This window comes from Streptomyces sp. NPDC033221 (assembly GCF_055577005.1).
This window is the reverse complement of sequence record NZ_JBVIQN010000015.1, coordinates 158350-179589: the sequence shown is the minus strand read 5'-3', so window position 1 is coordinate 179589 and position 21240 is coordinate 158350. Positions and strand designations below refer to the sequence as shown.

Annotated in this window: 19 protein-coding genes and 1 pseudogene; 8 read left to right on the top strand and 12 right to left on the bottom strand. The window is 73.6% G+C overall.

The window, feature by feature from the left end; genetic code table 11:
• Positions 1-84 precede the first annotated feature (84 nt).
• Positions 85-723 carry a response regulator gene (locus ACZ53K_RS21480; protein ID WP_468838831.1) on the top strand — a complete coding sequence of 213 codons (639 nt, stop codon included), beginning with the start codon at positions 85-87 and terminating at the stop codon, positions 721-723.
• A gap of 23 nt (positions 724-746) precedes the next feature.
• Here ACZ53K_RS21480 and gcvH read toward each other — a convergent pair whose 3' ends face one another.
• From gcvH to ACZ53K_RS21455, 5 genes are all read right to left on the bottom strand, one after another.
• The gene (gene gcvH / locus ACZ53K_RS21475; RefSeq protein ID WP_468838829.1) at positions 747-1142 is read right to left on the bottom strand and encodes a glycine cleavage system protein GcvH; all 396 of its coding nucleotides are present in this window, start codon (positions 1140-1142) and stop codon (positions 747-749) included.
• A gap of 64 nt (positions 1143-1206) precedes the next feature.
• Positions 1207-2016 carry an SDR family NAD(P)-dependent oxidoreductase gene (locus ACZ53K_RS21470; protein ID WP_468838827.1) on the bottom strand — a complete coding sequence of 270 codons (810 nt, stop codon included), beginning with the start codon at positions 2014-2016 and terminating at the stop codon, positions 1207-1209.
• Positions 2009-3457 carry an MFS transporter gene (locus ACZ53K_RS21465; protein ID WP_468838825.1) on the bottom strand — a complete coding sequence of 483 codons (1449 nt, stop codon included), beginning with the start codon at positions 3455-3457 and terminating at the stop codon, positions 2009-2011. Before ACZ53K_RS21465 ends, ACZ53K_RS21470 begins: the two co-directional genes overlap by 8 nt.
• A 119-nt stretch (positions 3458-3576) precedes the next feature.
• A complete protein-coding gene (locus tag ACZ53K_RS21460; protein WP_468838823.1) occupies positions 3577-4773 on the bottom strand; it encodes a lipid-transfer protein in 1197 nt (398 codons plus the stop codon).
• A 55-nt stretch (positions 4774-4828) separates the two neighbouring features.
• Positions 4829-7093 (bottom strand): acyl-CoA dehydrogenase family protein, encoded by a 2265-nt coding sequence (locus ACZ53K_RS21455; protein ID WP_468838821.1) that lies wholly within the window; start codon positions 7091-7093, stop codon positions 4829-4831.
• A 244-nt stretch (positions 7094-7337) separates the two neighbouring features.
• On the opposite strand from ACZ53K_RS21455, the gene ACZ53K_RS21450 reads away from it, so the two are divergent.
• The 4 genes from ACZ53K_RS21450 to ACZ53K_RS21435 all read left to right on the top strand — a co-directional run bounded on the left by ACZ53K_RS21450 (position 7338) and on the right by ACZ53K_RS21435 (position 11236).
• Positions 7338-7988 (top strand): class I SAM-dependent methyltransferase, encoded by a 651-nt coding sequence (locus tag ACZ53K_RS21450; RefSeq protein WP_468838819.1) that lies wholly within the window; start codon positions 7338-7340, stop codon positions 7986-7988.
• Positions 7989-8009: 21 nt separating this feature from the next.
• A complete protein-coding gene (locus ACZ53K_RS21445; protein WP_468838817.1) occupies positions 8010-8987 on the top strand; it encodes an N-acetylmuramoyl-L-alanine amidase in 978 nt (325 codons plus the stop codon).
• A gap of 176 nt (positions 8988-9163) precedes the next feature.
• Positions 9164-10027, top strand: a complete 864-nt coding sequence (locus ACZ53K_RS21440; protein ID WP_468838815.1) for a hypothetical protein — start codon at positions 9164-9166, stop codon at positions 10025-10027.
• Between the two features lie 198 nt (positions 10028-10225).
• A complete protein-coding gene (locus ACZ53K_RS21435; protein ID WP_468838813.1) occupies positions 10226-11236 on the top strand; it encodes an LLM class F420-dependent oxidoreductase in 1011 nt (336 codons plus the stop codon).
• A gap of 24 nt (positions 11237-11260) precedes the next feature.
• On the opposite strand, the gene ACZ53K_RS21430 is transcribed toward ACZ53K_RS21435, so the two are convergent.
• Positions 11261-12064, bottom strand: coding sequence for a maleylpyruvate isomerase N-terminal domain-containing protein (locus tag ACZ53K_RS21430; RefSeq protein WP_468838811.1), 804 nt, complete (start codon positions 12062-12064; stop codon positions 11261-11263).
• 110 nt (positions 12065-12174) lie between these two features.
• Here ACZ53K_RS21430 and ACZ53K_RS21425 point away from each other — a divergent pair, with 110 nt between their 5' ends.
• Entirely contained in the window at positions 12175-12480 is a 306-nt protein-coding gene (locus ACZ53K_RS21425) for a hypothetical protein (RefSeq protein WP_468838809.1), read from the top strand.
• Positions 12481-12496: 16 nt separating this feature from the next.
• Here ACZ53K_RS21425 and ACZ53K_RS21420 read toward each other — a convergent pair whose 3' ends face one another.
• From ACZ53K_RS21420 to ACZ53K_RS21410, 3 genes are all read right to left on the bottom strand, one after another.
• A complete protein-coding gene (locus ACZ53K_RS21420; RefSeq protein WP_468838807.1) occupies positions 12497-13567 on the bottom strand; it encodes a prenyltransferase/squalene oxidase repeat-containing protein in 1071 nt (356 codons plus the stop codon).
• A complete protein-coding gene (locus ACZ53K_RS21415) occupies positions 13564-14352 on the bottom strand; it encodes a class I SAM-dependent methyltransferase (protein WP_468838805.1) in 789 nt (262 codons plus the stop codon). The genes ACZ53K_RS21420 and ACZ53K_RS21415 overlap by 4 nt, the downstream gene beginning before the upstream one ends.
• A 103-nt stretch (positions 14353-14455) precedes the next feature.
• Positions 14456-15865 carry a glycosyltransferase family 4 protein gene (locus ACZ53K_RS21410; RefSeq protein ID WP_468838803.1) on the bottom strand — a complete coding sequence of 470 codons (1410 nt, stop codon included), beginning with the start codon at positions 15863-15865 and terminating at the stop codon, positions 14456-14458.
• 285 nt (positions 15866-16150) lie between these two features.
• Here ACZ53K_RS21410 and ACZ53K_RS21405 point away from each other — a divergent pair, with 285 nt between their 5' ends.
• Entirely contained in the window at positions 16151-16783 is a 633-nt protein-coding gene (locus ACZ53K_RS21405; protein ID WP_468838801.1) for a TetR family transcriptional regulator, read from the top strand.
• A 121-nt stretch (positions 16784-16904) separates the two neighbouring features.
• A pseudogene (locus ACZ53K_RS21400) lies at positions 16905-17495 on the top strand (response regulator transcription factor); the annotation flags it as partial.
• Here the strand turns inward: ACZ53K_RS21400 and ACZ53K_RS21395 are convergent.
• The 3 genes from ACZ53K_RS21395 to ACZ53K_RS21385 all read right to left on the bottom strand — a co-directional run bounded on the left by ACZ53K_RS21395 (position 17421) and on the right by ACZ53K_RS21385 (position 21221).
• A complete protein-coding gene (locus ACZ53K_RS21395) occupies positions 17421-19286 on the bottom strand; it encodes an ATP-binding cassette domain-containing protein (protein ID WP_468838799.1) in 1866 nt (621 codons plus the stop codon). The pseudogene ACZ53K_RS21400 and the gene ACZ53K_RS21395 sit on opposite strands and share 75 nt — an antisense overlap.
• Positions 19279-20985 carry an ATP-binding cassette domain-containing protein gene (locus ACZ53K_RS21390; protein ID WP_468838797.1) on the bottom strand — a complete coding sequence of 569 codons (1707 nt, stop codon included), beginning with the start codon at positions 20983-20985 and terminating at the stop codon, positions 19279-19281. Before ACZ53K_RS21390 ends, ACZ53K_RS21395 begins: the two co-directional genes overlap by 8 nt.
• A 119-nt stretch (positions 20986-21104) precedes the next feature.
• Positions 21105-21221, bottom strand: coding sequence for a SapB/AmfS family lanthipeptide (locus tag ACZ53K_RS21385; protein ID WP_063726143.1), 117 nt, complete (start codon positions 21219-21221; stop codon positions 21105-21107).
• Positions 21222-21240 lie beyond the last annotated feature (19 nt).

The following is a 21240-nucleotide window of genomic DNA, read 5'->3' as shown; positions in this document are numbered from 1 at the left end:
GGGTCCGGGCGGGGCGGTTCCTCCGGGAGCCGCCCCGTCCGGCCGCGTACCCGGGCAGGGCACCGCGCTGACTAGGCTGGTGCCATGACCAACCCGGGCGGCGAGCAGGCCGAAGCGTGTGTGAAAGTCCTCCTCGCCGAGGACCAGGGCATGATGCGGGGCGCGCTCGCGCTGCTGCTCAACCTGGAGGACGACATGGAGGTCGTCGCCCAGGTGTCGGCCGGGGACGAGATCGTGCGGACGGCGCTGGAGGCGCGGCCGGACATCGCGCTGCTGGACATCGAGCTGCCGGGCCGCAGCGGGCTGGACGCCGCGGCGGAGCTGCGGGAGGCGCTGCCGTCCTGCAAGGTGCTGATCGTGACGACGTTCGGGCGGCCCGGCTATCTGCGCCGGGCGATGGAGGCCGGCGCGTCCGGGTTCCTGGTCAAGGACGGGCCGGTGGAGGACCTGGCGGCGGCGATCCGGCGGGTGCTGGCCGGGGAGCGGGTCATCGACCCGGGGCTGGCCGCCGCCGCGCTCAGCGCGGGGCCCAACCCGCTGACCCAGCGCGAGCGCGACGTCCTGACCGCGGCCGTGGACGGGGCGACCGTCGCCGACATCGCCGGGAAGCTGCACCTCTCACAGGCGACGGTGCGCAACTACCTCTCCGGCGCCATCGGCAAGACCGGCACCCGCAACCGCATGGAGGCGGCGCGCGCCGCCCGGCAGAACGGCTGGCTGTAGCCGCGACGGGACGCGGGCGGGGATCAGCCGCCCGCCTCCTCCTGGAGGTGGCTCTCGTAGCCCTTCGCGTCCAGCAGTCCGTCGAGTTCGGCCTGCCGGGTCAGACGGAGGACGATCAGCCAGCCCGCGCCGTACGGCTCGTCGTTGATCTGTTCCGGGGCGTCGTTGACGGTGTCGTTGACCACCAGGACCGTACCGGTCAGCGGTACGTAGACCTCGGTGACGGCCTTGACCGACTCCAGCGAGCCGAACGCGTCACCCGCCTCGAACCGCTCGCCCTGCTTGGGCAGTTCGGCGTAGACGATGTCGCCCAGCTGCCGCTGCGCGTGGTCGGTGATGCCGACGGTGACCTGATCGCCTCTGACCCGGACCCACTCGTGGTCCTTGGTGTACGAAAGATCCGCGGGGATGTTCGCCATGCCGCGGACGGTGCCACCGCACCCGGCCGGAGGGAAGGCTTCCGGCGCGGGGACCGGGCGGCGCTCACGTACGCAAGTGCGACGCCCCGTTGAGGTCCAGTACCGCGCCCGAGCTCCACTGGGCCTCGGGGGAGGCCAGCCACCGTACGGCTGCCGCGACCTCCTCCGGGGCCGCCACCCGGCCGTACGGGCTCTGCGCGCGGATCGCCGCGCCTTCGGGGCCGGTCAGGCGGTGGGCCACCCGGTCCGTGTCGATGAAACCGGGGGCCACGGAGGCCACCGCGATGCCGTACGGGGCGAGGGCGACGGCCAGCGACTGGCCCAGCGCGTGCACGGCGGCCTTGGTGGCGCCGTAGGCGGGGTGGTCGGGTTCGCCGCGGAAGGCGCCGCGGGAGCCGATGTTGACGATCCGGCCGCCGGTGCCCTGCGCGATCATCGCCTGGGCCACGCCGTGGCTGAGGTGGGCCGTACCGAGCAGGTTGACCGCGACATGCTGCTGCCAGGCGGCGGTCCACGCGTCGTACGGGGTGGTCGCGGGCGGGTGCGGGGTGTTCACGGCGGCGTTGTTGACCAGGACGTCGATGCCGCCGAGGGCCTCGACGGCCGCGCCCGCCAGGGCGGCGGCGCCGGACGGGTCGGCCAGGTCGGCGCCGAGCAGGACGTGGCCGCTGCCGGGCAGTGACGCGAGGGTTTCCTCGGCGTCCGCGCGCCGCGATCCGTAGTGCACCGCGACCCGGTCGCCGTGCTCGGCGAAGGCGTGGGCGACGGCCCGGCCGAGGCCGCGCGAGGCGCCGCTGACCAGGACGCGGCGGCCGGTGGCGGGAAAGGCGGGGAAGGGGGCGGTGACGGGCGCGGCGGGTGCGGGATCAGTCATGGTGGGCGTCCTCGGGGCGGCGCGGCAGGGCGAGCACCATCAGTAGCACGCTCGCCAGCAGGATGACCGTGCCGACCTGGAAGGCGAGGCCGTACCCGTCGGCCATCGCCGCCGGGCCGCCGTGGCCCGCCGCGATCCGGGTGGCCGCGACCGTGGACAGGATCGACAGGCCGAGCGCGCCGCCCATCTGCCGCGAGGTGTTGATCAGCCCGGAGACCAGGCCCTGGTCGGAGGGCGCGGCTCCGGAGGTGGCGATGGAGGCGACCGGGGTGGCGGTCAGGCCCGCGCCGAAGGCCATCAGGATGCCGGGGCCGAGCAGCGTGCCGAGGTAGGTGCCGTCGGCGCCCATCTGCCCCTGCCAGAACATGCCCGCCGCGGAGACCAGCGCGCCGGTGACGGCCAGGGACTTGGCGCCCACCCGGTTCATCAGGCGCGGCCCGATCTTGGAGCCGAGCACGATGCTCAGCGAGTGCGGGATGAAGGAGAGGCCGGCTTCGAGGGGCGTGTAGTCGAGGACGTTCTGCACGTAGAGGGAGAGGAAGTACCACATGGAGAACATCGCGGCGCCCGCCAGCACCATCGCGCTGTTCGCCGCGTACACCGAGCGCAGCCGGAAGAGCGAGAGCGGCATCAGCGGCGCCTTCGTACGGGCCTCGACGGCCACGAACACCAGGAGCACCAGCAGGCCCGCCAACAACGGCAGCAGCGCGCTCGCCGAGGTCCAGCCGTCCGACTCGGTCTGCACGATGCCGTACGCCACCAGCGCGAGGCCCGCCGTCACCAGGAGCGCGCCCGGAATGTCGAGCCGCCGCCCCGCGCCGCGCCGGCTCTCGGTGAGCCACAGCAGCGCGCCGGCCAGCACCAGCGCGCCGACGGGCACGTTGATCAGCAGCACCCAGCGCCACGTCAGATACTCCGTCAGCACGCCGCCGACCAGGCCGCCGACGGCGCCGCCGCCCGCGCCGACCGCGGTCCAGGTGGCGATGGCGCGGGTGCGCGCCGGGCCCGCGGGGAACGCGGTGGTCAGGATGGTGAGGGTGGCCGGCGACAGGATCGCCGCGCCGACGCCCTGGACCGTACGGGCCGCGATCAGGTGCCACGACTCCTGCGCCAGGCCGCCCGCCAGGCTGGCGACGGTGAACAGCGTGAGCCCCACCACGAATATTCGTTTACGCCCGAAGATGTCCGCCACCCGGCCGCCGAGCAGCATGAACCCGGCGAAGGTGATCACGTAGGCGTTGACGACCCACTGCAGCCCCAGCTCGCTGAGCCCGAGGCCGGTACGCATACTCGGCAGCGCGACATTGACGACCGAGACGTCCAGGACGACGAGGAACTGTCCGGCGCAGACCAGCAGCGTCACCAGCCAGCCGGGCGACGGGGTGCGGCGGGTGTTTTCGGGCAGCGTGGCGGGGGTGGCTGTCGGGGGCATGGGCTCCATAGTTGCAGCTGACACGCGTCAGCGGCATCGGAATATCGGACCGGAAGCCGCCGGTCACCGGTCCTAGGCCGAAGGGCCCGGGGCTCCGCCCGAAGCCCCCCTGCCCGTCACCGCGTCCGTCACCCCCTCCGCAGCAGCGTCACCACCGCCGCCCCGCCCAGCCCGATGTTGTGCGCCAGCCCGACGCGGGCCCCCGGCACCTGGCGGGCGCCCGCCGTGCCACGCAGCTGCCACACCAGTTCGGCGGTCTGTGCCAGGCCTGTCGCGCCGAGCGGGTGGCCCTTGGAGATCAGGCCGCCGGACGGGTTGACCACCCACCGGCCGCCGTGGGTCGTGGCGCCGTCCTCGGCCAGCTTGCCGGAACCGCCCTCCGCGCACATGCCCAGTGCCTCGTACGTCAGCAGTTCGTTGACCGAGAAGCAGTCGTGCAGCTCGATGACGTCCACGTCCTCGATGCCGAGTCCGCTCGCCTCGTACGCCTGCCGGGCGGCCGCCCAGGACATCGGGCGGCCGACGACGTCGATGCAGGACCCGGCTGCGAAGCTGTCCGGTGTGTCCGTGGTCATGGCCTGGGCGGCGATCTCCACCGCCCGGCCTTCCAGGCCGTGGTCGCGTACGAAGCGTGCGGAGGCGACGACGGCGGCGGCCGAGCCGTCGGAGGTCGGTGAGCACTGAAGCTTGGTCAGCGGCCGGTGGACGGTTCTGGCGGCGAGGATCTCTTCGACCGTGTACACATCCTGGAACTGGGCGTTCGGGTTGTCTGCCGAGTGCCGGTGGTTCTTCGCGCCGACCGCGGCGAGCTGCCGTTCCGTCGTGCCGTACCGGTCCATGTGCTCGCGCGCGGCGTTGCCGAAGATCTGGGCGGTGGGCGGGGTCATCTCGAAGCCGTGGGCGGCGGCCATCACACCGTAGTGGCGGGCCACCGGGGAGGTCGCGAAGTCGCCGCTGTCCGCGCCGCCGCCGAGCGCGCCGCGTTTCATCTTCTCGAAGCCCAGGGCCAGCACGCAGTCGTTGAGGCCGGAGGAGACGAACTGCCGGGCCATCATCAGCGCGGTGGCGCCGGTCGCGCAGTTGTTGTTGACGTTGTAGACGGGGATGCCGGTCAGGCCCAGTTCGTAGACGGCGCGCTGGCCGGCCGTGGAGGGCTGGTAGCAGTAGCCGACCGCGGCCTGCTCGATGTCGCCGTACGGGATTCCGGCGTCGGCGAGGGCCTTTCCGCCCGCTTCCTTCGCCATGTCCCAGTACTGCCACTCCCGGCTCTCCGGCTTCTCGAACTTCGTCATGCCCACGCCGATGATGTACGCCTTGCCGGTCATGTCCGTCCTCCTCGTCGGTGGCGCCCGGGGCCGGGCCGGCGGGCGCGGCTCGGGGTCAGATCAGCGGGCGCGGCTCGGGGTCCCTCGGCAGGCCGAGCAGCCGTTCCGCCACGACGTTCAGCTGCACCTGCGTCGTACCGCCCGCGATCGTCAGGCAGCGCGACATCAGGAAGCCGTGCAGGGCGCGTTCCGCCTCGCCCTCGCCGGTCGCGCCGTCCGGGCCGAGGAGTTCGAGTGCCAGCTCGGCGACCTTCTGCTGGTGTGTGGTCTGCACCAGCTTGCGGATGCTGGCACCGGCGCCCGGCTCCCGGCCCGCGACCTGCTGAAGGGTCGTCCGCAGACCGATGCAGGCCAGCGCGTGCGCCTCGGCGGCCAGCGCGCCCACCCGTTCGCGTACCGCGCCGTCCAGCCCGGCGGACCGTTCGATCAGCGCTTCGAGGCCGGTGTCGAAGGTCACCTGGTCGGCCATGTGGACGCGTTCGTTGCCGAGGGTGTGCCGGGCCACCTGCCAGCCGTCGTCCACCTCGCCCACCACCGCGTCCGCGGGCAGCAGTACGTCGTCGAAGTACACCTCGCTGAACAGCGCGTCGCCGGTGATCTCCCGCAGCGGCCGCACCTCGATACCGGGTGCCGACATGTCGACCAGGAAGAAGGTCAGACCCCGGTGCTTGGGCGCCTGCGGGTCCGTCCGCGCGAGCAGGATGCCGTACCCCGCCCACTGCGCCGCCGAGGTCCACACCTTCTGGCCGTTGACCCGCCAGCCGCCGTCCACCCGCTCGGCCCGGGTGCGCAGCGCCGCCAGGTCGGAACCGGCCTCCGGCTCGGAGAACAGCTGGCACCACAGCGTCTCGCCGCGGAGCGTCGGCAGCAGGTGGCGCTCCTTCTGCTCCGGGGTCCCGTAGGTGATCAGGGACGGTACGACCCAGGTGGCGATCCCCAGGCCGCTGACGCTGACGCCCGCGTCCCGCAGTTCCCGCTGGACGGCCAGCTGCTGTACGGGGCCGGCGCCCAGGCCGTACGGGGCGGGCAGGTGCGGCGCCGCGTACCCGGTGGGCGCCAGCTCGCGGCGTACCGCGCCGGGGTCCAAGCCGCGCACCTTCGCGATCACCTCACGGGCCTGCTCGCGGTACCGGTCCGCCTCCCGCGACCGCTCCGCCGGCAGGTCCATGCGCAGCTCGCGCCGGGCACCCCCGGCGCCGTACCCGGCCGCGCGCAGCCGGTGCCCGGTGCCGCTGCCCAGCAGCTGGCGGGCCACGGTCGCCCGCCGCAGGTACACATGCGCGTCGTGCTCCCAGGTGAAGCCGATGCCGCCGAGGACCTGGATGCAGTCCTTGGCGCAGGTGAAGGCGGCGTCCAGGGCCGTGGCGGCGGCCAGCGCGGCGACCAGGCCACGGGTCGCGGGCGCCTCGTCCGCCGCACGCGCCGCGTCCCACGCCAGGGCGCGGGCCTGCTCGACGCGTACGAGCATGTCCGCGCAGAGGTGCTTGACGGCCTGGAACTGGCCGATCGGCCGCCCGAACTGCTCCCGTACGGCGGCGTGCCCGGCAGCGGTGCGCAGCGACCGGTCCGCCGTGCCGCACGCCTCGGCGGCGAACAGGGCCGCGGCCAGGTCCTCTACGAGGGCGGAGTCGATGTCCAGCACCCGCGTGGACGGGACCGTGACGCCCTCGGCCGTCACGCGCGCGGTGGGGCGGGTCGGGTCGGCGGCGGACGGCACCTGTATGGAGAGGGTGTCGGCGTCGACGGCGAACCAGAGGGTGCGCGGCGGCACGTCGGCCGAGGCGGTGGGCGAGTCGGCGGGCGGGCCTGCGGGCGGGTTGTCGGGGGCGGCCGCTTGCGCCGCTTCCGCCGCCAGGATGATCAGGTCGGCGTCACCGCCGCCGAGGACGGGCGGCGCGGCGCCGTTCAGCACATACCCATCCGCCGTCCCGGCCGCCCGGAGCGTACCCGCACCGAGCGCCACCGCGCCGATGCGTTCGCCGGTGGCCAGGGCCCGCACCAGGTCCGGAGCGCCGCCGCGCCGCAGCAGTTCGGAGGCGAGCACGCTGGGCAGGTACGGGCCGGGCAGCGCGGCACGGCCGCCCTCCTCCAACACCACGGCCAGATCGAGCAGTTCGCCGCCGCCCCCGCCGCACTCCTCCGGCAGGTGCGGTCCGAGCAGGCCCATCGCGGCGAGCTCATCCCAGTACGCGGGGCGGCCGCGCCGGGCGGGCCCGGCGTCGAGCAGCTTGCGCAGCTCCTCCGGAGGCGCGGCCCGGGCCGCCCATCCCCGTACCGCCTCGGCCAGTTCCCCGTGCTCCGGTGTGATTCCGATGCCCATGCCGGGCAGACTAGAACACGTTCCAACCTGACGGTAGGTCAGACGGGCCCTCTCCCGGGGGCCGACAGGGTGGGCCGGAAGGACGGCCGCACCCCCATTCCGCACGCACGCCCGCCCCATTCCGCCGGGGCACTCGCACCGCCGCATTCGCCCCGGAATTCCGTACCCCATTCCGGCACGTACGATCCGTCGTTATGAGTCACCGCCGTACACCCGGTGACCGTACGACAGAGGAGGAATCCCCATGGCCGCCGCGAATACCCCCAAGCCGGAGATACTCGCCGCGTTTCAGGCGGCAAAGGGTTTCATGCCGCTCGACGAAGGACTGGCCCTTTACGCGGCCGCCCGCGAGGCGGCGGCACTGGGGCTGCCGCTCGTCGAGGTCGGCACCTATTGCGGGCGTTCCACGATTCTGCTCGCCGACGCCGCGCGCGCGGCGGGCGTGACGGCCGTCACCGTCGACCACCACCGCGGCAGCGAGGAGCAGCAGCCCGGCTGGGAGTACCACGACCCGACCGTGGTCGACCCCGAGGTCGGCCTGATGGACACCCTGCCCGCCTTCCGCCGCACGCTGCACGCGGCCGGGCTGGAGGACCACGTCGTCGCCCTGGTGGGCCGCTCCCCGCAGGCCGCCGCCCTCTGGGGCACCCCCGTCGGCCTGGTCTTCATCGACGGCGGCCACACCGACGAGCACGCCACCGCCGATTACGAGGGCTGGGCGCCACACGTCGCGCCCGGCGGGCTGCTCGTCATCCATGACGTCTTCGCCGACCCGGCGGACGGCGGCCAGGCCCCGTACCGCGTCTACCGCCGCGCCCTGGAATCCGGCGCCTTCACCGAAATGTCGGTACACGGATCGCTGCACGTCCTGCGTCGTACCGGCGAAGGGCACTGATCCCCCCACTACGATCGCGATGTGTCGAACGGCAGTACTTTCCCCCCGCGCCGCCGCTTCGGCGGCACCCTCGTCGTCGTCCTGGCCGCGCTGCTGGCCGCCTGCGCCGCGGGCTGGCTGATCTGGCGGTCCACGAGCGGCCCCGGCGGCGACAAGCCGCCCAAGGCCCTGCCCGCGGCGAGCCCCGACTCCCCCGGCGGCCCGCCCGGCAAGGACGGCACCCACGGCGGGGACGGCGCGGGCAGAGCGGACGGTGGGGACCCCGCGGGCGGCCGGAGCCACGACGGCAAGGGGGACGACGCCGGGCCCGGCGACCGCGCCGGCACCCGCCTCAAGGGCAAGGTCGTCCTCCTCGACCCCGGCCACAACCCCCGCAACCGCGACCACACCCGCGAGATCGCGCGCCAGGTGGACGTCGGCAACGCGCACAAGGAGTGCGACACCACCGGCACCTCCACCAACGACGGGTACGCCGAGGCGTCCTTCACCCTGGACGTGGCACGGCGCGCCCGTACCCTCCTCCAGGCCGAGGGCGCCAAGGTCGTCTTCACCCAGGACGGCGACCGCCCGTACGGCCCGTGCGTGGACGAGCGCGCCCGCGCCGGGAACGAGGCCAAGGCCGACGCCGCGGTGTCCGTACACGCCGACGGTGCGGGCGACGGCAACCGCGGCTTCCATGTGATCATGCCCGCACGCGTCACCGCGGGCGCGGCCGACACCTCCGCCATCGTCGGCCCCTCGCGGCAGCTCGGTGAGCACCTGGCGGGCCGCTTCGTGGCGGCCACCGGCAGCGCGCCGGCCAATTACCTCGGCGGCGGGACCGGGTTGGTCGTACGGTCCGACCTCGGCGGCCTCAACCTCTCCGCCATTCCCAAGGTGTTCCTGGAGTGCGGCAATATGCGGGACCCGAAGGACGCCGCGCAATTGACCGATCCGCAATGGCGGGAAAAGGCGGCCCGCGGGATCGCCGAGGGCATTACGGGCTTCCTGACCCGGTAGCGGCCGGCGCCGATACCGACTCGATACCTGACCGATACCGACAAGACGGCCCACAGGATCCGGCGGTAGGTTCCCCCTTACGATGGGGGGCCACCCCGTGCCTCGCCACGCGCCCACCAGCGCATACGGCAGCGACAGCGAAGACCAGAACACCGGAACCGACAAAGGACCCTTACGTGAACATCCGCTCCCTCACTAGAGGCGACGGCGTGGTGATCGGAGCAGCGGTGTTGCTGTTCATCGCCTCGTTCCTCGACATCAGCTCGTACGACGGATCGGACTGCACCGGCAGCTTCTGCCCGAAGCTCACGTCCACGAACGCCTGGGACTCGCTGTCCCTGCTGATGGGCATGTTCCTGGCCGGCGTGCTCGCGGCCGCCCTGATCATCGTGGCACGCGCCCTGCCGCAGCCGCTGAAGGTCGCCGGGCTCGACCTCGGACAGTTCGGCGTCGCGTGGACCGTGTTCGTCGCCTGGTTCGCCTTCTGGACGACCGTCAACAGCGGCGGCGCGGGCGCCGGCCTGATCCTCGGCCTGATCGCCGCGCTCGTCCTCGCGGGCGCGGCCGTGGCCACCCCGCTCGTACCCGCCCTCAAGGCCGGCCTCGTCCCCGCCCCGCGGCCGCAGACCCCGTCCCCGTACGGCGCGGCACCGGGCAGCCAGGGGTACGGCTACCCCGGCGCCCACCAGCAGCAGCCGGGCCACGGCGGATACGGCTACCCGGGCGCCCAGCAGCCCGGCCAGGGCCAGCCGCAGCCGGGGCAGGGCCAGCCCGGCCCGCAGTCGTTCGGCGGCCAGCAGCCCTCGCCGGCCGCCGCGCAGCAGCAGCCGGCGCCCGCCACGGACTTCGCGCCGTTCTGGTTCGCGGTGCCGGTGGCGCGTCCGCTGTACGGCGAGGACGGCGCGCCGACGCCGATCGCCGAACTGGCGCCCGGCACGTGGTACCTGGCCGTGGACCAGCGCGGCCAGGCGCTCATCGCCCAGACGCAGGACGGGCGCCGCGGCGTCCTCCAGGACACGACCGGCATCCAGCGCGGCTGACACCGCCCGCGCCGCCCGCACCACAGGGCCCCTCCCCCACCCAGGGCGAGGGGCCCTCGCCATACCTGCCCTTCTCCGCCCTTCCCCTCCCCCTCCCCACCTCCTACGCTGCCCCGACACGCCTGACGCAGCATCAGCCCAGCCACCCACGGCGGAACACCGGACCGACCCCACCGACCCCCAACGGAGGCCCTCCCCATGCGACTCGGTCTGGCACTCGGCTACTGGGGCCGCGGCCCCGACCCCCGGCACGTCGAGCTCGCCCAGGAGGCCGAACGGCTGGGCTACGACTCCGTATGGACCGCGGAAGCCTGGGGCTCCGACGCCTTCACCGCCCTCACCTGGATCGCCGCCCACACCACCCGGATAAAACTGGGCACCGCCATCGCCCAGATGGCCGCCCGCACCCCCACCGCCACCGCGATGCAGGCCCTCACCCTGGACCACCTCTCCGGCGGCCGGATGCTGCTCGGACTCGGCCTGTCGGGCCCGCAGGTGGTCGAAGGCTGGTACGGCCGCCCGTTCCCCGCGAGCCCGCTCACCGCCACCCGCGAGTACGTGGACATCGTCCGCCAGGTGCTGCGCCGGGAAGCCCCGGTGACCCTCGACGGCCGCTTCCACCCACTCCCCTACCGCGGCCCCGACAGCACCGGCCTCGGCAAAACCCTCAAACCCATCACTCACCCCCGCCGCTCCGGCCTCCCCGTCCTCCTGGGTGCCGAGGGCCCCAAGAACATCGCCCAGACCGCCCGCATCGCCGACGGCTGGCTCCCGCTCTACTGGTCCCCGTACCGCACCGACGCATACAAGTCAGCCCTCGCCGACGCCCCCGAAGGCTTCCTCGTCGCCCCCATGGCCCGCGCCCGGCTCTGCGACGACGTCGCCGAAGGCCTGCTCCCCGTCAAGGCCATGCTCGCCTTCTACATCGGCGGCATGGGCCACGCGGCCCGCAACTTCCACGCCGGCCTGATGGCCCGCATGGGCCACGAGGAAGCGGCCCACCGCATCCAGGACCTCTTCCTCCAGGGCCGCCGCGACGAAGCCGTCCAAGCCGTCCCCGACACCTTCGCCGACGGCATCTCCCTCATCGGCCCCCGCTCCCGGATAGCCGACCGCCTGGCGGCCTGGCGCGCGGGCCCGGTGACCGACCTGCTGGTCACGGCCCCGGACGTGACGACACTGCGGGTGCTGGCGGAGCTGAACAGCTAGAGCGAGGCCCTGTCGGGCCGTCCGTCAGGCGAACGTAGCCGCCGCCAGCCACTCCTCCAGGAATGCCCGGTCGCCGGTGACCTCGACGCCCGGGGTGTCGAGCGGGAGGCGGCGGTAGTAGACGCGGAGGAGGTCGGCGGCGGGGGCCTGGAGGGTGACGGTGGGGTGGTCGGGGGTGTGGTGGTAGGTGGGGGCGGGGGCGGTGAAGTCGAGGAGCCAGTCGGCGGGGATGTGCGGCGGGGTGTCGGTCGCGTGCAGGTGGAGGGTCCGGCCGGTGTTCATGAAGGCGCCGAGCTGGTGGTCGGGGCGGATGGCGCTGATCAGGCAGATCAGCTGTGTCCACTCCTCGATGGTGTCGGCGGCCATCTCGGGGGCGAGGGGGAAGTCGGCGCCCGTGGCGGCGACCGCGTCCGCCCGGTGGATGATCGTCTCGTGGACCATCCGCCGGGGCCAGAAGGCGGAGGTCTGTCCGGGTGCCCAGGACCAGATCGCGGCGTCGGGGCCCGCCTCGCGCATCGCCTCGGCGGCCAGGCGCGCGCCTTCGGCCAGCCAGGCGTCCAGGGCTGCCGGGTCGCCGGCCGGCGGGCCCGCGTGTTCCGGGACCGCTTCAAAGGGCAGCATCTCGGTGGCTCGCGTCCGTACGGTTTCGCCCGCCCAGCGGTACGCGCCGCCGACGTGGCGTACGAGGTCTTCCAGGGTCCATTCCGGACAGGTCGGTACGGGCGTCGTCAGGTCGGCGCCGCGTATGGCCTGCCGGAACCGGTCGCCTTCGGCGAGGACTTCGGCGCAGTAACGGTCGTGGTCGAATATGCCGGTCAAGGTCGTCATGGGGGCACAGTAATGGGTGGGGGGAGCGGCCCGCCTCCGGGTGTCGCGGTGAACGGGCCGCCGGCGAGGGGCAGTTGTTTATGGCGGGCTTATGCGGCTACCCGGCCGTCATGTCCAGGAGACACCGGTACGGAAACGGAAGCAGTCACGCGGCCAAGGCCGTCATCGTCATCGCGGACGTCATGGCCGTGATCCTCGGCCTGTGGATCGTGATGTATCTGCTCGACGCGAACCGCGCCAACGACCTGGTGCACTTCGTCCAGGGCGCGGCGCGGTGGCTGGCGGGCTGGTCCTACAACCTCTTCACCTTCGATGCCGCCTGGCTGCGGACCCTGCTGAACTACGGGCTGCCGGCGCTCGTGTATCTGTTCGTGGGGCACGCGCTGGCGGCCCGTATCCGGCGGATCGAGCACTGAGAGCCCTGCCCGGCGGTCAGCGGCAGCAGTCCGGGTCCAGCCCCGTCGGCAGGCGTTCGCCGCCGAAGACGGCCGTGGTGGCCTCGTCCCCGCCCAGCGCGGCCACGGCGAGCAGCATCGAGCCGGCGGTCCAGGAGGTCTGTTCCTCGGGCCAGACCGCGTCGTCGTCGAAGACGTAGCCGGTCCAGTACATGCCGTTGTCGGCGCGCAGGTGCTGGACCCATTTGAGGATCTGTACGGCGCGGTCCGATTCGCCCATCGCCCAGAGGGCGAGGGCCAGTTCGGCGCTCTCGCCGCCGGTGACCCACGGGTTGGGCAGCACGCAGCGTACACCGAGGCCGGGGACGACGAAGTCCTCCCAGGCGGCCTCGATGCGGTCCTTGGCGGCGGTGCCGCGCAGGGCGCCGCCGAGGACCGGGTAGTACCAGTCCATCGAGTAGCGCGCCTTGTCGAGGAAGCGCTCGGGGTGGTGCTGGATGGCGTGGCCGAGGCGCCCGAGGGCCAGTTCCCAGTCGGGCTGGGGCTCTTCGCGCTGTTCGGCGATGGCGAGCGCGCAGCGCAGCGCCTGGTAGACGGAGGAGGAGCCGGTCAGCAGGGCGTCGGTGACGGGGGTGCCGTCGTCCTCGCGCTTCCAGCCGATCTCGCCGCCGGGCTGCTGGAGTTCCAGGACGAACTCCATGGCCGCGTAGACGGCGGGCCACATGCGGTCGATGAAGGTGTCGTCGCCGGTGGACAGGTAGTGGTGCCAGACGCCGACGGCGAGGTAGGCGCAGAAGTTGGTCTCGCGGCCGCGGTCGGTGGGGGCGGTGGCGTCCCCGTCGGCGTAGGCCGCGTACCAGGAGCCGTCCGGGTTCTGGATCCGTGCGAGCCAGGCGTACGCGGCCTCGGCGCGCTCGTGCTCGCCGGCCGCGTCCAGGGCCATGGCGGCCTCGGTGTGGTCCCACGGGTCGAGGTGGTGGCCGCGGAACCAGGGGATGGCGCCGTCCTCGCGCTGGGTCGCCAGGATGCCGGCGACGGTGCGGGCCGCCTGTCCGGCGGTCAGCACTCCGGGCAGGACCAGGCGTTCGGTACGTCCCGGTGTGGTCACTTGGCGGCCCCGGCGGCGGCAGTGCCAGTGGCGGCGTCGGCGGTGGCGGCGTCCGACGCGTCCTGTGCCGGCAGGTGCGGCTTGGTGGCGTACGCGACGAAGCTCTTGCCGATGACCGGGTTGAGCAGCTGCTCGGCCATCCGCGTGGCCAGCGGCTTCTTCATGATGTCCCAGACCAGCAGCTTGTGGTACGCCTTGACCGGCAGCGCCTGGTCGTTGTCGACGCCGAAGGCGCACTTGAGCCACCAATAGGGGCTGTGCAGCCCGTGCGCGTGGTGGGTGCCGTACGGCTTCAGGCCCGCCTCGCGCATCCTGCCGAGGAGTTCGTCGGCCTTGTAGATGCGGATGTGGCCGCCCTCGACCTCGTGGTACTCGTCGCTGAGCGCCCAGCAGACCTTCTCCGGGCCGTAGCGCGGCACGGTCACCGCGATCCGCCCGCCGGGCCGCAGCACCCGCACCATCTCGGCGAGCACCCCCTTGTCGTCGGGGATGTGCTCCATGACCTCGGAGATGATGACGACGTCGAAGCTCTCGTCGGGGAAGGGCAGCGCCAGCGCGTCACCTTCCATGGCGGTGGCGGTGGCGCCCGCCGGTGCCTCCCCGGCCTCCTTCATCGCGGCGAACCACTTGGCGACCTCGCGGATCTCCTCGGCGTTCTGGTCGAGCGCCACGACCTGCGCGCCGCGCCGGTAGCACTCGAAGGCGTGCCGGCCCGCGCCGCAGCCCAGGTCCAGGACGCGGTCGCCCTGCGCCAGCGGGAATCGGGAAAAGTCGACGGTCAGCAAGGGCTCTCTGCTTTCGTCCTGGGGGTCCGCGGCAGCTACGGCCGACGGCGGCGGGTCATGGCGGTGGTCACGGTGGTGCGGGTCGGTGCCCGGCCGGGGCGCATCAGGCGCGGCCGGCCGGGGACGGTGCGGTGGCGGGCGCGGTCCCGCGGGCGGCGCGCCCGCTCCGGGACTGCACGGCGATGGCCTCCCGGTAGCGTTCGGCGGTGCCGATGGCGGCCTGGCGCCAGGTGAAGCGGGCGAGGACGCGTTCGCGTCCGGCGGCGCCGAGCCGGCGGCGCAGGGTGTCGTCGTCGAGCAGCCGGGTCAGTCCGGCGGCCAGCGCGTCCGCGTCGCCGGGCGGTACGGACAGGCAGGTCTCGCCGTCCGGTCCGGAGACCTCGGGGATGGCGCCGCCGGTGGTGGCCAGCAGCGGCGTACCGGTGGCCATGGCTTCGGCGGCGGGCAGCGAGAAGCCTTCGTAGAGGGAGGGGACGCAGGCGATCTGGGCGCCGCGGACCAGGTTGACGAGTTCGGCGTCGCTGATGCCCTTGACGAACTCGACGGCGTCGCCGAGGCCGTGCCGTGCGATGGCGGCGGCCACCGGCCCGTCGTCGGCGCGCTTGCCGACGACCACCAGGTGGGCCCGTGGGTTGCCGGTACGGACCTTGGCGAGGGCTTCGACCAGGTGGATCAGGCCCTTGAGGGGGACGTCGGCGCTGGAGGTGGTGACGATCCGGCCGGGGATCTCGGGGACCGACGGATCCGGCGAGAAGAGGTCGGTGTCGGCGCCGATGTGCACGACGTGGATACGGCCGTCGCGTACGCCGAGGTGGTCGACGATCTCCTGGCGGGAGGAGCCGGAGACGGTCAGCACCGACGGCAGGCGGCGGGCGACGCGCTTCTGCATGCGGGTGAAGCCGTACCAGCGGCGTACGGAGGCGCGGCGCTTCCAGCCGGTGGCGGCGTCCAGGTCGAGCTGCCGGTCGACGGTGATGGGGTGGTGGATGGTGGTGACCAGGGGCGCGCCGAGGTCGCCGAGCAGGCCGTAACCGAGGGTCTGGTTGTCGTGCACGACGTCGAAGTCGCCGCGGCGGGCGGCGAGGTGGCGGCGGGCGCGCAGCGAGAAGGTGAGCGGTTCGGGGAAGCCGCCGGTCCACATCGTGCCGACCTCGACGGCGTCGATCCAGTCCCGGTACTCGCCGCGTTTGGGCGTACGGAACGGGTCGGGCTGCCGGTAGAGGTCGAGGCTGGGCAGTTCGGTGAGGGTGATGCCGCCTCCGGTCTCCGTCCGGGGAGTGGCCACCTCGTCGAGGACGGGGTAGGGCTGGGCGCCGATCACTTCGACGGTGTGGCCGAGGCGGGCCAGTTCGCGGGAGAGGTGGCGGACGTAGACGCCCTGGCCGCCGCAGAACGGGTTGCCCTTGTAGGTCAGCAGGGCGATGCGCAGGGGGCGGTCACCGTCCGGCCCCGGGGAGGCGGCGGGGGCCTCGGCGGGGTGCGGCGCGGCTGCCTGGACGGCCTCGGCGGACACTCTCGGCCCCCTTCTCGCTGGACTTTCGCCGGAGCGTAACCGCTGGCGCTAATCTAGAACAAGTTTCAGTACGGTTCGGCCGCGGCCGGCCGGCGACCGTTCCGCGGGCCACGGCGACCGGCGGGCTACTGATCAGTTCAAGAAGCTTCGAATCTACCGGCCGGGAACCCGGCGAAAAGAGCCGCACCAGGTGATTCGCGCCACCACCGGCGCCCCTGCCATGCTGTGCCGATCGCATGACCGGTACGCGCCGCACCGCGGACGGACTGTCACGGAATGGGACATATGACTACGGACTCCACAGCGGCCGGAGCGGCGCTTCCCGCCAGTCCTCCCCTGACCGCGCGTCAGGAGGCCCGCCGCCGCCGCATCCTGCACGCCAGTGCCCGGCTGGCCAGCCGGGGCGGGTTCGACGCCGTGCAGATGCGCGAGGTCGCCGAGTCGTCCGATGTCGCGCTCGGCACCCTCTACCGGTACTTCCCCTCCAAGGTGCACCTGCTCGTGGCGACCATGCAGGACCAGTTGCAGCACATGCACGAGACACTGCGCAAGCGCCCTCCGACGGAGCGGGAGCCGGGCGCGCGGGTGGCGCAGACCCTGATGCGGGCCTTCCGGGCGCTCCAGCGCGAGCCGCATCTGGCGGACGCCATGGTGCGCGCCCTGACGTTCGCCGACCGTTCGGTGAGCCCGGAGGTGGACACCGTCTCCCGGCTCACCACGGCGATCATCCTGGACGCGATGGGTCTGGACGGCGCGCCGACGCCGGAGCAGTTGTCCGCCGTACGGGTCATCGAGCACACCTGGCACTCGGCGCTGATCACCTGGCTCTCCGGGCGCGCCTCGATCGCCCAGGTGAAGATCGATATCGAGACGGTCTGCCGGCTCATCGACCTCACCGCGCCCCGGCGCCGCACCTGACCGGAAAGCTACGAACGGGTAACCCCTATTGCGGCGCATTCGGGGCGCGCACAACCCCAACGCGCGCCCCCACGCCTCCGCTTGGCCAATTCTTCGGGTCCATGTCAGCGGCATTGCCGGTATGAATTCCGGGTACTCGCAACGGTGCCGGTACACGGGGGTCTGGAGGGGGACTGCAGTGATCCGGGTGCTACTCGTGCATGACATCTGTCTGTTCCGGTGGGCATTGGCGGAAGTGCTCGACCGGGAGAACGACATCGACGTCTCCGCCGCCACCACCCGAGACGCGACCGAACGGGTGCGCGCATTGCGCCCCGACGTCTGCGTGGTGGACGCGGAGAGCCCGGAGCCCACCGGGCAGGGCATATTGCGCAAGTTATCCAAACTCGCGAAAGGGAAGGGTCTGGGAAAGTCGCCGGCCCTGCTGGTGCTGGGCTCGGCACACCGGCCCGGTCCGCTGCGCCGGGCCTTCGAGGCGGACGCCCTCGGTTACGTCGACAAGGAAGCCTCACCGGTGCAGCTGACCACCGGAATACGGCAGGTGGCGGAGGGGAAACGGTTCATCGACGGCTCGCTGGGCTTCGGCTTCCTGCAGGCCGCCGACATCCCGCTGACCCGGCGCGAGCTGAGTGTGCTGTCACTGGCCGCCGAGGGCTCCTCGGTCTCGGAGATCGCCGGCGTCCTGCATCTGTCGACCGGGACCGTGCGCAACTACATGTCCGCCATCACCCGGAAGACGGGCGCCCGCAACCGCGTCGACGCCATCCGCATCTCGCGCGGGGAGGGCTGGCTGTAGGGGCGGGGCGGCCGGGGGCCCCTCGTGCGCCCACCCGCCCGCCAGCTCGCGGTAGAGCGCGGACCGCCGCAGCAGCTCGCCGTGCCGGCCCGTCCGTACGTGCGTCCCGTCCATCACCAGCACCCGGTCGGCCCGCAGCGCCGAGCTGATCCGGTGCGCGACGACGATCAGCGTGCCGCCGGGCCGGGCCGCGAAGGCGCGTTCGGCGCGGGCCTCGGCCTCCGGGTCGAGATGGCAGGTCGCCTCGTCCAGGACGATCAGCGGCGCGGGCGCCAGGTAGGCACGCACCAGGGCGAGCAACTGCCGCTCTCCCGCGGAGAGTTCGGCAGGGGCGAGGGCGGCGTCCGGCCCGCCCAGCCGGGTCAGCAGCGCGCTCGCGCCGATCTCCCCGGCGGCGGCCTCGATGTCCGCGTCGGTGCCCCGGCCGTCGGGGCACAGGTAGCGCAGGTTCTCCCGTACGGTGCCGGAGAACACGTACGCCTCCTGCGGTACGAGCACCCGGTCCGCGGTGGCGGGCCGGCGGGCCTCGCCGCTGTCGGGCTCCAGCATGCCCGCGACCAGCCCGGCGAGGGTGGACTTGCCGATGCCGCTCGGCCCGACGACGGCCAGGTGCCCGCCAACCGGCACGGTCAGGTCGAGGCCGCGCACCACCGGGTCGGCGTGCGGGCCGTACGCGAAGGTCACGCCGGTGAGTTCGACGGCGTGACCGTCGCGGGGCGTGCGGTGCGGCGGGGCGTCCGCCGGTTCGGTGACCGGCTGGGCGGTGAGGCGGCGCAGCACCACGCCCAGGCGGGTGCCGGCCGTGCCCAGCCCGTGCATCAGGCTCTGCAGCGCGGGCAGCAGCGACTGCGTGAGGTAGGCGAGGGCGCCCACCAGCGCGCCGGGTGTCACGCCCCGGCCGAGCAGCCAGGGCGCGGCGACCAGCAGCAGGACGATGGGCAGCCGGCCGCTGATCCCGAGGGCGAGCACCCGGATCATGCTCCAGCGGGCCAGGGCGCCGGACGCCCGCGCTTCGGCGTCGAACCGCTCGCCCGCCGCGGCGGCCACCGTCCGCTCCGCGCCCGCCGCGGTGATGTCGCGCAGCCCGCCGACCGCCGTCCCGGTCTCCGCCGCGATGGCCTCGTCCGCCGCGAGGAACGTCTCCTGCCGGCGGGCCATCGGCCGCAGCGCCCCGGCGAACAACGCCAGGCCGAGCACCAGCGGCGGCAGCACCAGCAGCAGGAGTACGGGGGCGAGCGAACAGAGTCCGACCAGCGCCCCGGCGGTGACGAAGACGAACGAGCGGGACACCAGCACCAGTCCGGCGAAGGTGTCGCGGGCGATCTCCACCTGGTGGGTCAGCCGGGAGACCGCCGCGCCGTCCGGGGCGTACAGCCCGCGGGTGACCACCTTGCGCACCAGGGTGTCGCGCAGCGGTTCCACCAGGTCGGCCACGGCCCCGTAGACCCGGGCCGTGCCGTACGCGCCGGCGCCGACGCAGACCGCCGCGGCGGCCAGCCAGGCCGCGCCGACGACCGGGGCGCCGCGCAGGAACCCGTCGTCGAGGGCGTGCGCGAGCGCGTACCCGAACAGGAAGGTCTGCGCGGACTCCACCAGCGACCAGCCCGCGAGCCGTCCCAGGACCGCGCGCCGCCGCTTGAGGAAGCGCAGTCCGGACCGCCGGAGGGGGGCTCCCGGGACGATCCCCCGCCGCTGGGCTTCAGACATGCGCGGTCTCCTTCGGGGCCGTGGCGAACAGCGCCCGGTATGCAGGCAGCTGCCACAGTTCGGCGTGGGGCGCAAGGGCGCGAATCCGCCCGTCGTCGAGCCAGGCCACCAGGTCGGCGCGGGCGGCGGTGGCGGCGCGGTGCGCGATGACGATGCGGGTGGCGGCCTTGACGTCGTGCAGCAGGGCGCGGGTGACGTTCAGTTCGGTGACGGTGTCCAGGCTGGACGTGGCGTCGTCGAGGATGAGCAGCCGCTCGGCGTGCGCGAACGCCCGGGCCAGGCCGAGGCGCTGCGTCTCGCCGCCGGACAGCGGGGCGTCGGCGCACGGCGTCGCGTAGCCGTCGGGCAGCCGGTGGATGAAGGGCGCGGCGCAGGCGGCTTCGGCGGCGGCCTCCACCTCCTCGCGCCCGGGGGCGTACGAGCCGAGGGCCAGGGTGTCGCGGAGGGTGGCGCCGATCAGGGCCGGGCGCTCGAAGGCGTAGCCGACCGCGCGGCGCAGGGCGTCGTGCGAGAGGTCGGGCAGCGGTACGTCGTCGAGGGTGATCATGCCGGAGTCGGGGTCGGCCAGCCGGCCGGCGACCGCGGCCAGGACGGACTTGCCGGTGCCGGAGCGGCCGACGACGGCGATCGAGGTGCCGCCGGGCACCGTCAGGTCCAGGCCGCGCAGCACGGCACGGTCGCCGCGCCGCACGGTGACGCCGTGCAGCTTCAGCGTGCCGCTGCCCGCGCCGAGCCGCCGCCTCCCGTAAGGCATCGCCGGTGTCTCCAGGGCCTCCGCGATGCGCCGGGCGGCGGCGCGGGCGTGCACCAGGCTGTTCAGCCGCCCGACGACCTGGCCGACCCCGGTGGCCAGTGCCGCGTACCGGGAAGCGGCGAGCAGCGCGCCGACGGTCAGCGCGCCCTGTGACAGCCGGACGCCCGCCACGCACAGCACGGCGATCTGGAGCAGCGGTACGAGCATGGCGGCCTGGGCCGTCGACCGCCCCAGGACGTGCCACATGCGGTGCCCGTGCCGGGCGAGTCCGGGCAGCGGGGCGAGGATGCGGGCGGCCTCGCGGTGCTGGGTGCCGGCGGCGGCGATGGTCCGGGTGCCGCCGACCGCTTCGACGAGGCGTCCCGCCATGTCGCCCTGGCTCTCCTGGTACCGCCCGACGCAGTCGCCGGTGTCGCGGGCGAAGGCGCGCAGCAGGAGGGCCAGCAGCGGCATCCCCAGGAGGAAGGCGACGGCGGTCCACACGTCCACGAGCGCGAGGGCGGCCAGCGCGCCGACCGGGGTGAGGACGGCGGCGAGTGAGGCGGCGACGGCGGTGGGGGCGGTACCGGCGTGGGTGGCGTTGCCGACGACGCGGGTGACCAGGTCGCCGGTCCCGTACCGCTCGGTGGCGCGCGGCCCGGCGGCGAGCAGGTGGTGGGTCAGGTGTCGTCGTACCCAGGCGGTGCCGCGGGCGTCGGTGGTGCCGGTGAGCAGCCCGTCGAGGGCGTCCAGCAGGACGATCAGGCAGGTCAGCACCGCGCAGGCGGTGAGCCAGCCGGCCGCGGGCCGGTGTTCGAGCAGCAGGTCGAGGGTGCGGCCGAGGGCGGCGGGCAGGGCCAGGCCGAGGCCGGACGAGGCGACGGTGAGCAGCAGGAGCGCGGTGGCGCGCAGGGCGCTGTGGCGCAGAGCGCTGGCCAGCAGCCGGTCGGCGGGGGTCACGGTCACAGCCTCTCCGACGGGGTGTGCGTGCGGCCCGCGCAGGGGCCGCACGCACGTCCGGATCACAAGTCCCGGATCTGGGCTACCGGTTCAGGCGTTCCGGCAGCGGTGTCCGACCGGTACGGTCAGAGACACAGGACGATGCTGGCCTCGCTCCAGCAGAGCAGCAGGCTGGCCTCGCTGCCGCCACCGCCGCCGCCGTGCTCCGGAGCGTCCATTGCCTGCAGGTCGAGAAGCGCCATGACACTTTCCTCTCACTAT

Bases quoted from the DNA above. Each gene is read 5' to 3' on its own strand.
- ACZ53K_RS21480 (WP_468838831.1), top strand. From the start codon at position 85: ATGACCAACCCGGGCGGCGAGCAGGCCGAAGCGTGTGTGAAAGTCCTC.
- gcvH (WP_468838829.1), bottom strand. From the start codon at position 1,142: ATGGCGAACATCCCCGCGGATCTTTCGTACACCAAGGACCACGAGTGG.
- ACZ53K_RS21470 (WP_468838827.1), bottom strand. From the start codon at position 2,016: ATGACTGATCCCGCACCCGCCGCGCCCGTCACCGCCCCCTTCCCCGCC.
- ACZ53K_RS21465 (WP_468838825.1), bottom strand. From the start codon at position 3,457: ATGGAGCCCATGCCCCCGACAGCCACCCCCGCCACGCTGCCCGAAAAC.
- ACZ53K_RS21460 (WP_468838823.1), bottom strand. From the start codon at position 4,773: ATGACCGGCAAGGCGTACATCATCGGCGTGGGCATGACGAAGTTCGAG.
- ACZ53K_RS21455 (WP_468838821.1), bottom strand. From the start codon at position 7,093: ATGGGCATCGGAATCACACCGGAGCACGGGGAACTGGCCGAGGCGGTA.
- ACZ53K_RS21450 (WP_468838819.1), top strand. From the start codon at position 7,338: ATGGCCGCCGCGAATACCCCCAAGCCGGAGATACTCGCCGCGTTTCAG.
- ACZ53K_RS21435 (WP_468838813.1), top strand. From the start codon at position 10,226: ATGCGACTCGGTCTGGCACTCGGCTACTGGGGCCGCGGCCCCGACCCC.
- ACZ53K_RS21430 (WP_468838811.1), bottom strand. From the start codon at position 12,064: ATGACGACCTTGACCGGCATATTCGACCACGACCGTTACTGCGCCGAA.
- ACZ53K_RS21425 (WP_468838809.1), top strand. From the start codon at position 12,175: ATGTCCAGGAGACACCGGTACGGAAACGGAAGCAGTCACGCGGCCAAG.
- ACZ53K_RS21405 (WP_468838801.1), top strand. From the start codon at position 16,151: ATGACTACGGACTCCACAGCGGCCGGAGCGGCGCTTCCCGCCAGTCCT.
- ACZ53K_RS21395 (WP_468838799.1), bottom strand. From the start codon at position 19,286: ATGTCTGAAGCCCAGCGGCGGGGGATCGTCCCGGGAGCCCCCCTCCGG.
- ACZ53K_RS21385 (WP_063726143.1), bottom strand. From the start codon at position 21,221: ATGGCGCTTCTCGACCTGCAGGCAATGGACGCTCCGGAGCACGGCGGC.